Here is a 15,447-nt window from a genome sequence, read left to right as displayed (position 1 = left end):
GAGATTGCTAGGGGGACGGGTCGGGGGAGGGCGGGAAGCGGATGCCGACGCTTGCCGGGGTTGCTCTTCCGCGGCCCCTTCGCCCCTGCCCGATGGCCGGCCGGCGACGAGGAGTTCCGACGTGAGCGACTGGCTCATCTACCGTGGCGCGGGGGCTCCGCACGACGGCATCGAGCAGTTACCACCGCCCCCTCCCTGGCGGGATTTCGACGGCGGCCCGCCGGTGGCGCCGCCCGCCGCCCTCGACCACGCCTCCGAGCGCAGGCTCGGCGTACAGCGCCGCGAGGCCAGCTACCACCGGCCGGGCGAGACCGAGCGCGAGCTGGTCAACGCCGCGCTCTACCTGCGCCGTCCGCTGCTGGTCACCGGCGCCCCGGGCAGCGGCAAGTCCACCCTCGCGCACTCGGTCGCCTACGAGCTGGGCCTGGGCCGGGTGCTGAACTGGTCCATCGTCAGCCGCAGTTCGCTGCGCGACGGGCTGTACGAGTACGACGCCATCGGCCGCCTCCAGGACCTCCAGATCGCCCGCGCCGCCCAGCCGCGGCCCGGCCCCGACCCGGCCGAGGGACGCCCGCGGACACCGGACGAGCCGGGCGGCGGCATCGGCCGCTACATCCGCCTCGGCCCGCTCGGCACGGCCCTGCTGCCCGCCGCGAAGCCCCGCGTCCTGCTCGTCGACGAGCTGGACAAGAGCGACATCGACCTGCCGAACGACCTGCTCAACGTCCTGGAGGAAGGGGAGTTCCGGATTCCGGAGCTGGAGCGGCTGGCCGGATCCGCCCCCGAGGTGCCGGTGCTCAGCGACGACGGCGGCCAGGTCACCGTCCGCGACGGCCGGGTGCGCTGCCGCGCCTTCCCGTTCATCGTGCTGACCAGCAACGGCGAACGGGACTTCCCCGCTCCGCTGCTGCGCCGCTGCATCCACCTGAACATCCCCACCCCGGACAAGGAGCGGCTCGCCGACATGGTCCGGGCGCACTTCGGCGAGAGCGCGGCCGCCGACTACGAGCCGCTGATCGACCGCTTCCTGGACCGCGAGCCCGGTGACGTACGCGCCGTCGACCAGTTGCTCAACGCCATCCACCTGACGCAGAAGGCCGGCTGGGCGGACGAGGACGAGGAGGAGACGCGGCGGCGCCTGACGGCCGAACTGCTGCGGCCCCTGGATCGGACCAGGTGACCCGCGGTGCCGGCCGGCGGACCGGGCTTCGGCCCTCTCGGTGAGATCGTCGCGCGGCTGCGCGCGGCCGGGCTGCCCGCCGACGCCCGCTCCATGGCGGACGCGCTGTGGCTGGCCCGGTGGATCACCCCCGCGCCCTCCGAAGGCGACGAAGAGCCCGCCGACGGCACCGTTCCGGCCGCCGTGCAGAGGCCAAAACCAGCCACATTCTCCGTGGACCCCCGCAGCCGCGAACCGGCCCGCGACACACCGTCCCGTACGGAGCCCGCCGCGCGCGACCGCCCCCGCCGCCCGGAGGTGGACCTGCTGCCCGCACAGGACGACCGCACCCTCGGCCCCGGTCAGGGGCGGCTGGGCGAGGTCGGCATCCCCGTCGCCTCCGCCTTCCCCGGACTGCTGCCGCTGCAGCGCGCCCTGCGGCCGGTCCAGCGCTACCACCCGCCGGTCGCCCCGGCCCGCCAGGAACTGGACGAGGCCGCCACCGCCGACCTCTCCGCACACGCCGAACTGATCATCCCGGTGCTGCGCGGCGTCCGCCGCCGCGCGGCCAGCCTGCGGCTGCTGATGGACGGCTCCTCCTCCATGGCCGTGTGGGAGCAGATGCTGCACGACCTGCGGCAGGTCTGCGAACGGGTCGGCGCCTTCCGTGACGTCACGGTGCACTACCTCCACCCGCACGGCGACGAGGTCGGCGTCGCCGCCGGCCCCGGCCGGGACGCCCCGCTGCGCCCCGCCGACCAACTGCACGACCCCACGGGCCACCACCTCACCCTCGTCGTCAGCGACTGCGCGGGCCCGCTGTGGCGCGACGGGCGCATCCAGCGGCTGCTGTACCGCTGGGCGGCCGACGCGCCGCTGGCCGTGGTGCAGCCGCTGCCGCAGCGGATGTGGGCCCGCACCCTGCTCCCGGCCGTCGCGGGCACCCTCGTGCGGCGCCAGGGCCCGTACAGCGCCCTCGGCTTCAGGCCCGCCCGGCGCCGCCGCCGCGCCCCGTCCGCGAGCGGGCGCCCGCAGGGCGAGGTGCGCGAGCGCGCCGTGCCGGTCCTGTCGGCCGCCCCCGCCGCCCTCGGCTCCTGGGCCCGGCTGGCCGCGGCCGAGTCGGGCCTCTCGCTGCGCGGCGCCGCCGCCGTCGTCCGCAGCGACCACGGCCTCGGCACGGACCTCGTCCGCCGCACCGATCGGCCCGAACCCGGCGACCTGGTGCGGGAGTTCGAGCAGACCGCCTCCCCGGACGCCCGGCACCTGGCCGTCCACCTGTCGGCCGTACCGCTCGCGCTGCCCGTCATCCAGCTCGTCCAGCGCGCCATGCTGCCCCAGACCGGCCCCGCCGAACTGGCGGAGGTGCTGCTCAGCGGCCTGGTCGAGCAGTTGCCCGACCCGACGGGCGGGCCCGCCCACGCGGGCGCGGCCGGCGGTCCCTGGTACGAGTTCGTGCCCGGCGTACGCGACGAGCTGCTGAGCCGCCTGAGCGCCGGCGAGGCCGCCCTCGTCCTCAAGCACTGCTCCCTGTACATCGAGCGCACGTTCGGCCGCAGCGCCCGCAACTTCCCGGCCGTGGCGGTCGCCATGCTCTCCGGCAGCGGCCGGGAGCCGACCACCGGGCAGCGCGCCGTGCCCGAACCGTTCGCGCGGATCTCCGAACGGGTCCTGCGCCGCTTCGAACCGGCCCTCAGGACACCCGCCCCGCCGCCGTACGCGCCCGACGGGCCCGCTGCCGAGGGTGCCGCACTGCTGGAGCGCTACGAACAGGACGGCACGGTACGCGACTTGATGGAAGCGGTGCGCCTGCTGCGCGCCGCGGCCCGGCAGCTTCCCGCCGCGGGCACCGACCTCGCCCGCGCGCTGCTGCACGGCTGGGCGGAGTGGCGGCAGCCGGACGCCCTGGAAGAGGCGGAACGGTCGGTCCGGGCGGCGGCGGAAGCCGTCGGCGACGACCCGGCACAGGCGCCGGACGGGGACGGCGAAGCACGCGTCAGAGCCCTGATCGTGCTCGCCCGGGTGCGCTACGCCGCCGCGCAGGAACGCGGCGCCGCGGGGTACCCGGACGGTGAACGGAGCGCGCTGGAGGACGCCGCGCGCCACCTGGACACCGCGTGCGGGCTGATGAGCCTGCTGGACCCCCGCGTATTGGAGAGCATGGTGCTGCGTACCGAAGTGCTGCGGCGGCTGGCCGCGCTGGCCCCGGCCACCGGAGCCGCCGGCCGCCCCGGCGACCCCCTCGACGAGGCCGAGCACGCCCTGACCGTCCTCCTCGAACAGTGGCCCAGCGGCGAACAGGTGCCCGGCGAGATCTACGCCGCCCGCGGCGGCGTCCTGCTGGACCAGGCGCGCCGCGCCGCCGGCGCGGAGTCCGGCACCGAGGCGCACACCGGAGCGCTCGCCCTGCGTGCCACCGCCGACCTGGACGCCGCCACGGTCCTGCTGCGCCGCAAGGGCGGCGGCGCCGACCGCAAGGTGTGCGAGACGCTGCTGGAGCTGGCCCAGGCCCGCTCGCTGCTCGGCGCCGGCACCGGACCGGACACCGTCCTGCCCGTCCTCGCGCTGGCTCGCGCGCTCGCCCGCGAGCTGCGCGACCCGGCCCTGGAGGCGGAGAGCCTGACCCGTACGGCCGCCGCGCACCGCGCCGTGCACACCCGCACCGGCGACGCCGCCGCCCTGGACAAGGCGATCGAGGCACTGGCCGCCGCACTGCGCCTGATCACCCCCGACTCGCCCGAGCACAGCACGCTGCTGGCCGAGCGCGGCGCGGCCCTGCTGCTGCGCGCCCGGCTGGAGCCCCCCGGCGAACACGGCAAGCGGCTGGCGAACGAGGCGGTGCACGTCCTGCGCGAAGCGCTCGGCCGGGTCGCCCCGAACGACCCCGAACTGGGCGCCCACCGGCTGCTGTTCGGCCGCGCCCTGCGGCTGCGCCACGACCGGCAGCCCTCGCTGGCCGACCTGCACGAGGCCGACTGGGTGCTGGAGCTGGCCGCGCGCAGCTCGCACGACCCGGCCGTCGCCGCGGAGGCATGGCTGGAGGTCGGCGACGTCCAGCTCGCACTCGACCGGCGCTTCGGCTCCCGGGAGCGGCACGACCGCGCCGCCGCCTGCTACCGCCGGGCCGCGGCCGACGCCGACCGCGCGGGCAGCCCCCTGCTGGCGGCGCGCGCCCACCACCGGCGGGCCGGGGTGCTGGAGGACACGGCCGGGCCGCAGGCGGCCCTGGTGGCGTACCGGGAGAGCTGGGAGCAGTGGCAGCACGCGGCCGAGGAGAACGGCCCCGAGGCCCGGCGCACGAGGGAGCGGATGCGCGCCCTGGACCCGTCCGAATGACCGCCTGACCCGGCCGGCCCGGGGGTTTCCGTGCCCGCGCGCGCGGGAAACACCCGTCCACCCGGCCCAGAGGAGAACAGCGTGGCGACAGTCCCCGTCACCGGTACGGCCCCGGCCGCACCGGCCGAGCCGTCCGGCCCGTCGGCCGAGCCGCTGCCGGACTTCGGCGGTGTCGATGTGGCCGCGGTGGCCGCAGGGACGGACCACCGGGTGCTGGGGGAGGTGACGGCCCTCCTGCTGCGCACCTGGACCCCCGCCGAGCGGGCGGTGGCGTACTACGACGACGGCCCGGGGGACCCCAGGGACGACCGCTGAGGGGCGTGCCCCGACCGCTCCTGATCAGCGGTATCCGGCCAACCAGGCCGCGTATCCGGACAGTTGTCGATGCCCTGTGCATGTCTCCCGGCGGCCGAGCCATGTATGGCGACAGCGGGCCGTCTCCGGGGTGCCCGGACGTCGGACGCGGGCAGGGGGGCGGCGTCGTGGTGTGCCAGAACCATCAGCGGGCCGCGATCCCCTTCCGGCAGTTCGTCCTGAAGACGCACAGCCGCTGCAACCTCGCCTGCACCTACTGCTACATCTACACCAGCCCGGACCGCACCTGGCGCGACCGCCCGCCGCACGCCCCGCCCGGCACCGTACGCCAGACCGCCCGGCGCATAGCGGAACACGTACGCGCCCACGGCCTGGACGAGATACGCATCGACCTGCACGGCGGCGAACCCCTGCTCACCGGCCCCGGCCCGCTCCTCGACCAGGCGGCCGCGCTGCGCGCCGAGCTCCCCGCCGACTGCCACGCCCACCTGGGCGTACAGACAAACGGTACCCTCCTCACCCCGGCGACGCTCGACACGCTGGCCGGCGCGGGCTTCCGCGTCGGCCTCAGCCTGGACGGCGGCACCCCGGGCCTCAACCGCCGCCGCGTCGACCACGCGGGCCGCTCCTCCTGGCCCGCCGCGTCCCGCGCCGCCCGCCTGCTGGCCGGCCGCCCCGGCGTCTTCGCCGGCATCCTGTGCACCGTCGACCTCACCTCCGACCCCGCCCAGGTCTACGGCTCGCTGCGCGCCCTCGGCCCGCCGATGCTCGACTTCCTCCTGCCGCACGCCAACTGGACCAGCCGCCCGCCGCTGCCGCCCGGCCCGGCGGGCCCCACCCCGTACGGCGACTGGCTGTGCGCCGTCTTCGACCTGTGGTGGGCCGAACGGGAGCCGGCGCCCCGCGTCCGCCTCTTCACCGAGATCATCGGACTGCTGCTGGGCCGCCCCAGCACCAGCGAGGCGGTCGGCCTGTCACCCGTCGTCGCGCTCATCGTCGACACCGACGGCGCCATCGAGCAGGTCGACTCCCTCAAATCGGCGTACGAGGGCGCCGCCGCCACCGGCCTGGACGTCTTCCGCAACAGCTTCGACGAGGCGCTCCGCCACCCCGGGATGACCGCCCGGCGGCTCGGCGCGGACGGCCTGTGCGACCGGTGCCGCGGCTGCGCGCTGATGACGGTCTGCGGCGGCGGCAACTACGCCCACCGCTACCGGGCCGGCGGCAGCGGCTTCCGTAACCCGTCCGTGTACTGCGCCGACCTGGAACGGGTGATCCGGCACATCGCCGCCCGGCTGGACGCCGAGGTCCGGATGGGCCGGCCGGCCCGGCCCGCCCCCACGCCGACCGGGGTATCCGTCAACTGGCGTACGGCGAACAAGACCTGACGTGGCGTCGCCGTGCGGGACGATACTTGGGCTATCGTGCCGAACAGCCAGCTCGCGCCCGCGCGAACCACCGCATACCGAGGAGACGGTCGCATGGTCGATCAGTCCGGTAACACCGGCTCCGCAGAGCACATCACCATCAGCTATGCGGGCTTCAACCGGCCGTGGGCGGCGTGGATTTCGCACCAGCTCGAACAGCTCGGCCACGGCACCACCATGCTGCGCTGGGACCCCCCGGCCGACAGCCCCCTCACCGAGGAGCTGGCCGGTCTGCTCGCGGCCGAGGGCCGCCTGCTGATGGTCCTGGACGACTGGTACTTCAAGCTCGGCCCCAAGACGCACGACGAGTGGACGACCGCCCTCCAGGAGGTCGTGCCGGACCACGCCGACCGGTTCGCCGCCGTCAGCGTCGCCACCCAGCGGCTGCCCGCCACCGCCTCCGTGCTGCGCCCCGCCGACCTGCGCGACCTGGACGCCGTCGAGGCCAACCGCCGCGTCCTGAACCGCCTCGGCGTGCCGGCCGGCGCCCGCCGCCCCGCCGAGCCCGCCGCCAACGCGCCGCGCTTCCCCAACGACCCGCCCGAGATCTGGAACATCCCCCGCCGCAACAACCGCTTCACCGGCCGCGACACCGCGCTGGAGGAGCTGCACGGCAAGCTGGCGGGCCCGCTGCCCGGCCTCGGCCAGCCGCTGGAGACCCGGATCGCGCTGTACGGCATCTCCGGCGTCGGCAAGAGCCAGATCGCCGCCGAGTACGCCCACCGCTTCGGCAACGACTACGACGTCGTGTGGTGGATCAGCGCCACCAACCGGGGCGCGGCCCGCGAACAGCTCGCCGAGCTGGCCACCCGCCTCGGGCTGCCGGTCGGCCAGGAGCTGGGCGACCGGATCCGCGCCGTCCACGAGGCGCTGCGGGTCGGCCGTCCGTACCGCCGCTGGCTGCTGATCTTCGACAGCGCGGACGACATGGAGCAGATCGAGGACCTGGTGCCGGACGGCCGCGGCCACGTCCTGATCACCACCCTCACCCGCGACTGGTCCGGCTCCGGCAGCGCCCAGGAGATCGAGGTGCTGCCCTTCACCCGGATCGAGTCCGTCGCCTACGCGCGGCGCCGCGCGCCCCGGCTGACCACCATGGAAGCCGACCTGCTCGCCGAGGCCGTGCAGGACCTGCCGCTGCTGCTCGCCCAGACCGCCGCCTGGCTGGACGCCAACCCGATGGCGCCCAAGGAGTACATCGAGCTGATCCGCCGCGGCGAGCCGAGCCTGGTCGGCATCCGCATCTCCACCGACTACCCGATGGCCTTCCAGACCAGTTGGGCCATAACGCTGAACACGCTGCGCGAACGCAGCCCCGCCGCCGTCGAACTGCTCAAACTGTTCGCCTTCTTCGCGCCGGACGCGATCCCGGTGCCGATGCTCGCCCGCGCCCGCCGCGGCGACCTGCCCGAATACCTCGCCGACCTGGCCGCCGAGCCCATCGCCTGGAACACCGCGCTGCGCCGGCTCACCGAGTCCACCGCCGTACGCCTGGACTACCAGGTCGCCCAGACCACCTCGGACCCCGCCGTCGAGACCGCGCAGATGCACCGGCTCTACCACCGGTTCCTGCGCAGCGACATGGCGGAGGACGAGCGGGACGCGATGTCCGCCACGGCCTGCCGGGTGCTGGCCACCGCCGACCCGCAGGGCCCCTCCGACACCCGGACCTGGGAGCAGTACGCCGCCCTCATCCCGCACCTGGAACCGGCCGGCGTCCTGGACAGCCCGGAGACCGCCGTCCAGGAACTGCTGCTGAACTGCATCGAGTACCTGCGGGTCCGCGGCGAGTACCGCATCGGCCTGCGGCTGTGCGAACAGTTCCTCTCCCGCTGGCGCAACCGCATCGCCCCCACCCAGCGCACCATGCTCGTGATCACCCACCAGCACGCCAACATGCTGCGCAGGCTGGGCCGCTACCGCGAGGCCGAAGCGGTCGGCAGCGCCATCGTCGAGGAGCTGACCGCCGAGCGGGAGCCGGGCGACGGCGCGCTGCTGCGCGCCCAGGACGGCCTCGCCGGCACCCTGATGGCGCTGGGATCCTACGGGCACGCGCTGGAGATGTTCGAGTCGGTCGTCCGGGGCCGTACGGAACTCCTCGGGCCCGAGGCGCCGCTCACCCTCTCCTCCCGCAGCAACCTCGCCTCGGCGCTCAGCGCCCTGGGCCGCTACCAGGAGGCCCTCGAACTCTTCGGCGAAGTGCTGCTCGTCTGGGAACGCGAACTGCGCGCCCGCCACCACCTCACCCTCGGCGCCGCCTACTCCTACGCCCGGATGCTGCGCCTGCTCGGCCACTACACCGACGCCCTGTCCCGCCAGGAGCTGAACGCACGGCTCTACCGCCAGACCATGGGCAAGCACACCCCGCTGACCCTGCGCGCCGAGCACAACCTCGCGCTGTGCCTGCGCCGCTCCGGCGCCGTCACCCAGGCCGACGCCCTGATGGGCGATGTCGTGGAACGCTCCCGCCGGGTGCACGGCCCCCGGCATCCGGAGACGCTCATGATGCAGGCCAACTACGCCACGTTCCTGCGCGAGCACGGTGACCTCGGCCGAGCCAGGGACCTGGGCGAGGAGGCCGCCGAGCGGTACCGCGCCCTGGTCGGCGAGGCCCACCCGTTCGCGGTCGGCACGCTCGGCAACACCGGTCTGGTGTCGTGGGAGTTCGGCGAGCGGGACAACGCGCTGGCCATCGCCGAGGAGGCGCTCCGGGGCATGACCCGGGCGGTGGGCGCCGACCACCCCTGGACGCTGGGCTGCGCCCTGAACGCCGCCGGCGCCCGCAACCGCGTCGACGACGAGGAGAGCGCCGCAGAGCTGAGCCGGGAGACCCTGGAGCGCGCCAAGCAGGTGCTCGGCGACACCCACCCGCTGACGCTCTCCGCCAAGACGGCGCTCGCCGACGACCTGCGGGCGCTGCGGCGCGGCCAGGAAGCCTCCAAGCTGGAGCAGCAGGCCGTACAGCAGCTCACCGAGACGCTGGGCGCCGAACACCCGCACACGCTCTCCGCGCGCCGCAGGCGCCGCCCGTACTGGGACTTCGAACCCCAGCCGGTCTGAGCCCGCCCGCACTACGGAAAAGGCCCGGGGCCCCGCCGCGAACGTCGGTCGTTCGCGGCGGGGCCCCGGGCTGTCACACCGGTGTACGGATTACGCGTCGAACGCCTCGGCGATCAGCGCGGCCTGCTCGGCCTGGTGGCGCTTGGCCGAACCCACGGCCGGCGACGAGGAGTGCGGCCGCGAGATGCGGCGCAGGCGCTCGCCGTGCGGCACGTCGGCGCCGACCGACAGGTCCAGGTGGTCGATCAGGTTCAGACCCAGGAACGGCCACGCACCCTGGTTCGCCGGCTCCTCCTGCACCCACAGGTACTTGCCCGCGTTCGGGTACTTGGCGATCTCCGCCTGGAGCTCCTTGCCGGGCAGCGGGTACAGCCGCTCGATACGGACCAGCGCCGTGTCGAACGCGCCGCGCTTGACCCGCTCCGCCTCCAGGTCGTAGTAGACCTTGCCGGAGCAGAAGATGACCTTGGTGACGTCCTCGGCCTTCGCCGCGTCGTCCGAGATCACCGGCCGGAAGCCGCCCGTGGTGAACTCCGCCGTCTTCGACGCCGCGGCCTTCAGACGCAGCATCGACTTCGGGGTGAAGACGACCAGCGGCTTGTGGTGCGGGTTGTGCACCTGCCAGCGCAGCAGGTGGAAGTAGTTCGACGGGAGCGTCGGCATGGCGACGGTCATGTTGTTCTGCGCGCACAACTGGAGGAAGCGCTCGATACGGGCCGAGGAGTGGTCCGGGCCCTGGCCCTCGTAGCCGTGCGGCAGCAGCAGCGTGACGCCGGAGGTCTGGCCCCACTTCTGCTCCGCCGAGGAGATGAACTCGTCGACGACCGTCTGCGCGCCGTTGACGAAGTCACCGAACTGCGCCTCCCACATGACCAGCGCCTCGGGGCGGGCGAGCGAGTAGCCGTACTCGAAGCCCATCGCCGCGTACTCGCTGAGCAGCGAGTCGTAGACGTTGAAGCGCGCCTGGTCCTCGGACAGGTAGAGCAGCGGGGTGTAGTCCTCGCCGGTCTCCCGGTCCACCAGCACCGCGTGGCGCTGGCCGAAGGTGCCGCGGCGGGAGTCCTGGCCCGACAGGCGGACCGGGGTGCCCTCCATCAGCAGCGAACCGAAGGCGAGGGTCTCGCCCGTGCCCCAGTCGATGGTGTCGTCCTCCACCTGGGCCGCGCGGCGCTGCAACTGCGGCAGCAGGCGCGGGTGGACGGTGACCCGCTCGGGGATGTTGACCTGGGACTCGGCGATCCGCTTGACGACCTCCTGGGAGATCGCGGTGTCCACGGCGACCGGGAACTCGGCCTGCGGCTCCGGCACCTCGGGGGCGGCCGGGGCGGTGGTGGCCTCGCGGACCTCCGTGAAGACCTTCTCCAGTTGGCCCTGGAAGTCCTGGAGGGCCTGCTCGGCCTCCTCCAGCGTGATGTCGCCGCGGCCGATCAGCGACTCGGTGTAGAGCTTGCGCACCGAGCGCTTCTTGTCGATCAGGTCGTACATCAGCGGCTGCGTGAAGCCCGGGTTGTCGGTCTCGTTGTGACCGCGGCGCCGGTAGCAGATCAGGTCGATGACGACGTCCTTGTTGAACGCCTGGCGGAACTCGAAGGCGAGGCGCGCGACCCGCACCACGGCCTCCGGGTCGTCACCGTTCACGTGGAAGATCGGCGCCTCGATCATGCGGGCCACGTCGGTGGCGTACATGGAGGAGCGGGCCGACTCCGGCGCGGCGGTGAAGCCGACCTGGTTGTTGATGACGATGTGCACCGTGCCGCCGGTGCGGTAGCCGCGAAGCTGCGACATGTTCAGCGTCTCGGCGACCACACCCTGGCCGGCGAACGCCGCGTCACCGTGCAACTGGACCGGCAGGACGGTGAAGTCCGTGCCGCCCTTGCCGATGATGTCCTGCTTGGCGCGGGCGATGCCCTCGACGATCGGGTCGACCGCTTCGAGGTGCGAGGGGTTGGCGGCCAGCGAGACCTTGATCTGCTCGCCGTCCAGGCCGGTGAAGGTGCCTTCGGCGCCCAGGTGGTACTTCACGTCGCCGGAGCCGTGCATCGACTTCGGGTCGAGGTTGCCCTCGAACTCGCGGAAGATCTGCGCGTACGACTTGCCGACGATGTTGGCGAGGACGTTCAGGCGGCCGCGGTGGGCCATGCCGATGACGACCTCGTCCAGGCGAGACTCGGCGGCCGAGTCGATCACCGCGTCCAGCAGCGGGATGACGGACTCGCCGCCCTCCAGGGAGAACCGCTTCTGGCCGACGTACTTCGTCTGGAGGAAGGTCTCGAACGCCTCGGCGGAGTTCAGCCGGCGCAGGATGCGAAGCTGCTCCTCGCGCTCCGGCTTGGAGTGCCCGCGCTCGACCCGGTCCTGGATCCACTTGCGCTGCTTCGGGTCCTGGATGTGCATGAACTCGATGCCGGTGGTGCGGCAGTACGAGTCGCGCAGCACGCCCAGGATGTCGCGCAGCTTCATCATGGTCTTGCCGGCGAAGCCGCCGACGGCGAACTCGCGCTCCAGGTCCCACAGCGTCAGCCCGTGCTCGATGATGTCGAGGTCGGGGTGCTTGCGCTGCTCGTACTCCAGCGGGTCGGTGTCGGCCATGACGTGGCCGCGCACCCGGTAGGCGTGGATCAGGTCGAAGACCCGGGCCGCCTTGGTGACGTCGTCGTCGTGGCTGACGTCGATGTCGCGCAGCCAGCGCACCGGCTCGTAGGGGATGCGCAGCGACTTGAAGATGTCGTCGAAGAAGTCGTTCTCGCCGAGCAGCAACTGGTTCATGATGCGCAGGAACTCGCCGGAGGCGGCGCCCTGGATCACGCGGTGGTCGTACGTGCTGGTCAGCGTCATGACCTTGGAGATGCCCAGCTTGTTCAGGGTGTCCTGCGAGGTGCCCTGGAACTCCGCCGGGTAGTCCATCGCGCCGACGCCGATGATGAGGCCCTGGCCGGGCATCAGGCGGGGCACGGAGTGGACGGTGCCGATGCCGCCCGGGTTGGTCAGCGACGCGGTGACCCCGGTGAAGTCGTCCATCGTCAGCTTGTTGTTGCGGGCGCGGCGGACGATGTCCTCGTACGCCTGCCAGAACTCGAAGAAGCTGAGCGTCTCCGCCTTCTTGATCGCCGCGACGACGAGCTGGCGGTCACCGTTGGGCTTCACCAGGTCGATGGCCAGGCCCAGGTTGACGTGCTCGGGCTTGACCAGGGTCGGCTTGCCGTCCTTCTCCTGGAAGGAGTAGTTCATCGACGGCATGGCCTTGAGGGCCTGCACCATCGCGTACCCGATGAGGTGGGTGAAGGAGACCTTCCCGCCACGGGCGCGCTTGAGGTGGTTGTTGATGACGATGCGGTTGTCGAACAGCAGCTTCACCGGGACGGCGCGCACGGACGTGGCCGTGGGCAGCTCCAGGGAGGCGTTCATGTTCTTCGCGACAGCGGCGGAGGGGCCACGGAGGGTGACCAGTTCCGGGCCTGCGGGCGCCTCGTCGGGCTTCACGTCGTCCTTCTTGGGAGCGGGCTGTGCGGGTGCGGTCTTCGCCGGAGCGGCCTGGGCGGGCGCCGGGGCACTCGCGGCGGGCTTCGCCGGGGCGGCGGGCTGCTGCGCTGCGGGCGCGGCGGCCTTCGGCGCGGGCTGCTGCGCGGCGGGTGCCGCGGGCGCGCTCGGCGCCGCCGGGGCGGCCTGGGGCGTTCCGGAGGCCGGAGCGGCGGGGCTGCCTTCACTCGCCGCGGCCGGCGTGCTGGCGCCCGCTCCTGGCTTGTAGTCGGCGAAGAAGTCCCACCAGGCTCGGTCTACCGAGTTCGGGTCCTGGAGGTACTGCTGGTAGATCTCGTCGACGAGCCACTCGTTCGGACCGAACGCGGCAGCAGGGTTCTTACCCTGCCCCTCTTGGTCAGTCGAAGTGCTCGAACTGTTGGGGGACTGTGGCGACACGGCGGCAACCGCCCTCTTCCGCTTCCTAAGGTGGTGGACAGCGGGAATAAAGGCTACGCCTCTCCGGACCTTCGGTGCAGTCCGGGGCCGTCAGTCGTCGTGCACGTCACATTCGGCACGGGGTTTCGGGGCATGACTTGGCGGGAAACACACCAGGTTCACCTGCGTCCGGGTACGCGCCATCGCCGCTGCACCCCGGATTGTGTGCTTCCACCACCGACCCTACGACACCCGGCGTCAACCTCGAACGGAGTCGCTTCCCGGGAGAGTGACGCGGATGCGGCAGCCGCGTGGCGATTCGGCCACCCGGATCCGTCCCCCGTGCAGATCCACCGCCCAGCGCGCGATGGCCAGGCCCAGCCCCGTACCGCCGTCGCTGCCCGGGCCCGACGCCGCCGGGTCGCCGCGGTTGAACCGCTCGAAGACGTGGTGCCGCTCGGCCTCCGGGATGCCCGGCCCCTCGTCCTGCACCTCCAGCTCCAGGCCCCCGGGCGTCTCGCCGCCCCGCGCCAGCACCGTGACCCGGCCGTGCCGCGGGCTGTGCTTGATGGCGTTGTCGATCAGGTTCGCCACGACCTGGTGGAGCCGTTCGGCGTCCGCGTACGCGGCCAGTTCCGGCGGCGAGACGTCCAGGTGCAGATGTACGTCCGTACGGGTGTGGGTGCCGGAGCCGGCCAGCCCCGAGAGCGTGGAGGCGCCGCGACTCATGTTGGCCTCCTTCAGAACCCCTGACAGATAGGGCCACACCTCGAAGCGGCGGGCGTGCAACGGCACCACCCCGTTGTCCAGCCGCGACAGGTCCAGCAGGTGCTCCACCAGCCGCCCCAGCCGCTCGGTCTGCTTCAGCGCCGTACGCATCGTCTCCGGATCGGGCTCGCAGACCCCGTCCACCACGTTCTCCAGGACGGCGCGCAGGGCCGCTATCGGGGTGCGCAGCTCGTGCGAGACGTTGGCGACCAGCTCCTTGCGGTGGGTGTCCACCGCCTCCAGGTCGGCGGCCATCCGGTTGAACGCGTCGGCCAGGTCGCCGAACTCGTCGCGCCGCCCGCCGCGCACCCGGCGGGTGTAGTCGCCGTCCGCCATCGCCCGGGTCACGTCCGTCATGTCGTCCAGCGGCGCCGTCAGGCCCTGCGCGACGAACTGGGTGACCAGCAGCGAGGCGATGATCGAGAAGACCGTGATGACCCGCAGCTCGGTGTCGGAGTGGATGGCGACGAACACCAGCAGTGTCGTGATGACCACCGAGACGATGACCAGCGCGCCGAGCGCCGCCTTGACCGAGCGGTACGGGTCCAGCGGGCGCAGACCCTCCCAGACCCGCCGCCAGAACGGCTTCCAGACCCGCTCCCGCAGGGCTGTCCGGCCGTCCCACGGACGCTCCCCGCCCCGGTCGCGGGCCGGGCGTCCGGCCCGCTCCTTCTCGGCGGCCGGCCGGCGGCGGGTGGGGGCCGTCATACCGGCGGGGTCTCCAGCGCGTACCCGACACCGTGCACCGTACGGATGCGCTCCGCGCCGATCTTGCGGCGCAGCGCCTTGATGTGGCTGTCGACCGTACGGGTGCCGGAGGCGTCCGCCCAGTCCCACACCTCGGCCAGCAACTGCTCGCGGGAGAGCACCGCGCGCGGCGTGTTGGCCAGACACACCAGCAGGTCGAACTCGGTCGGCGTCAGGTGCACGTCGGTGCCGCGCACCCGCACCCGGCGCTGCGCGTGGTCGATCTCCAGCTCGCCCAGGCGCAGGATGCCGCTGCGCGGGGTGTGCGCGGCCAGCGCCGCCCGCTCCACGCGCCGCAGCAGTACGTGCACCCGGGCCGCCAGCTCCCGCATGGAGAACGGTTTGGTCATGTAGTCGTCCGCGCCGACACCGAGACCCACCAGCATGTCCGTCTCGTCGTCACGCGCGGTGAGCATCATGACGGGCACCGGACGCCGCGCCTGCACCCGGCGGCACACCTCCAGCCCGTCGAAGCCCGGCAGCATCACGTCCAGGACCAGCAGGTCCGGCTGCCACGCCTCGGCGGTGTCCACCGCGGCCGGGCCGTCGGTGGCCGTCTGCACCTGGAAGCCCTCGGCACGCAGCCGGGCCGCGATGGCGTCGACGATCGTCGGGTCGTCCTCCACGACGAGGATCCGGCGCTGGGCGCCGGGCGTGGCCGCGGCGGTGCCGCCCTGGGTGGTCTGCGTCTGATCCATCGCCCGCCCCTGCGTGTCCCCGTGCTGCATGGTCGCGTACTGCTGG

At 73.3% G+C, this 15,447-nt stretch carries 8 protein-coding genes; 5 read left to right on the top strand and 3 right to left on the bottom strand.

Translation table 11 applies throughout. From position 1 onward, the window contains the following. Positions 1–121: 121 nt before the first annotated feature. The 5 genes from EJG53_RS13175 to fxsT all read left to right on the top strand — a co-directional run bounded on the left by EJG53_RS13175 (position 122) and on the right by fxsT (position 9,294). Positions 122–1,180 carry an AAA family ATPase gene (locus tag EJG53_RS13175; protein ID WP_125045008.1) on the top strand — a complete coding sequence of 353 codons (1,059 nt, stop codon included), beginning with the start codon at positions 122–124 and terminating at the stop codon, positions 1,178–1,180. A gap of 6 nt (positions 1,181–1,186) precedes the next feature. Then, entirely contained in the window at positions 1,187–4,492 is a 3,306-nt protein-coding gene (locus EJG53_RS13170; protein WP_125045007.1) for an SAV_2336 N-terminal domain-related protein, read from the top strand. 81 nt (positions 4,493–4,573) lie between these two features. After that, a complete protein-coding gene (locus tag EJG53_RS13165; protein ID WP_125045006.1) occupies positions 4,574–4,807 on the top strand; it encodes a YxD-tail cyclophane-containing RiPP peptide in 234 nt (77 codons plus the stop codon). Between the two features lie 167 nt (positions 4,808–4,974). After that, entirely contained in the window at positions 4,975–6,195 is a 1,221-nt protein-coding gene (locus EJG53_RS13160; protein WP_244955119.1) for an FxsB family cyclophane-forming radical SAM/SPASM peptide maturase, read from the top strand. 93 nt (positions 6,196–6,288) lie between these two features. Beyond that, complete coding sequence (fxsT, locus tag EJG53_RS13155; protein ID WP_125045004.1) at positions 6,289–9,294, top strand: FxSxx-COOH system tetratricopeptide repeat protein; 3,006 nt, start codon at positions 6,289–6,291, stop codon at positions 9,292–9,294. A 90-nt stretch (positions 9,295–9,384) separates the two neighbouring features. On the opposite strand, the gene EJG53_RS13150 is transcribed toward fxsT, so the two are convergent. From EJG53_RS13150 to EJG53_RS13140, 3 genes are all read right to left on the bottom strand, one after another. After that, positions 9,385–13,209 (bottom strand): multifunctional oxoglutarate decarboxylase/oxoglutarate dehydrogenase thiamine pyrophosphate-binding subunit/dihydrolipoyllysine-residue succinyltransferase subunit, encoded by a 3,825-nt coding sequence (locus tag EJG53_RS13150; protein WP_125045003.1) that lies wholly within the window; start codon positions 13,207–13,209, stop codon positions 9,385–9,387. Positions 13,210–13,446: 237 nt separating this feature from the next. Next, on the bottom strand, positions 13,447–14,664 hold the full coding sequence (locus tag EJG53_RS13145; protein WP_244955118.1) for a sensor histidine kinase: 1,218 nt from the start codon (positions 14,662–14,664) through the stop codon (positions 13,447–13,449). Further along, entirely contained in the window at positions 14,661–15,401 is a 741-nt protein-coding gene (locus EJG53_RS13140) for a response regulator transcription factor (protein WP_031001263.1), read from the bottom strand. Before EJG53_RS13140 ends, EJG53_RS13145 begins: the two co-directional genes overlap by 4 nt. Positions 15,402–15,447 lie beyond the last annotated feature (46 nt).

The organism is Streptomyces chrestomyceticus JCM 4735, from assembly GCF_003865135.1.
In the GTDB taxonomy this organism is placed as follows: Bacteria; Actinomycetota; Actinomycetes; order Streptomycetales; family Streptomycetaceae; genus Streptomyces; species Streptomyces chrestomyceticus.
This window is presented reverse-complemented; position numbering and strand designations above follow the sequence as displayed.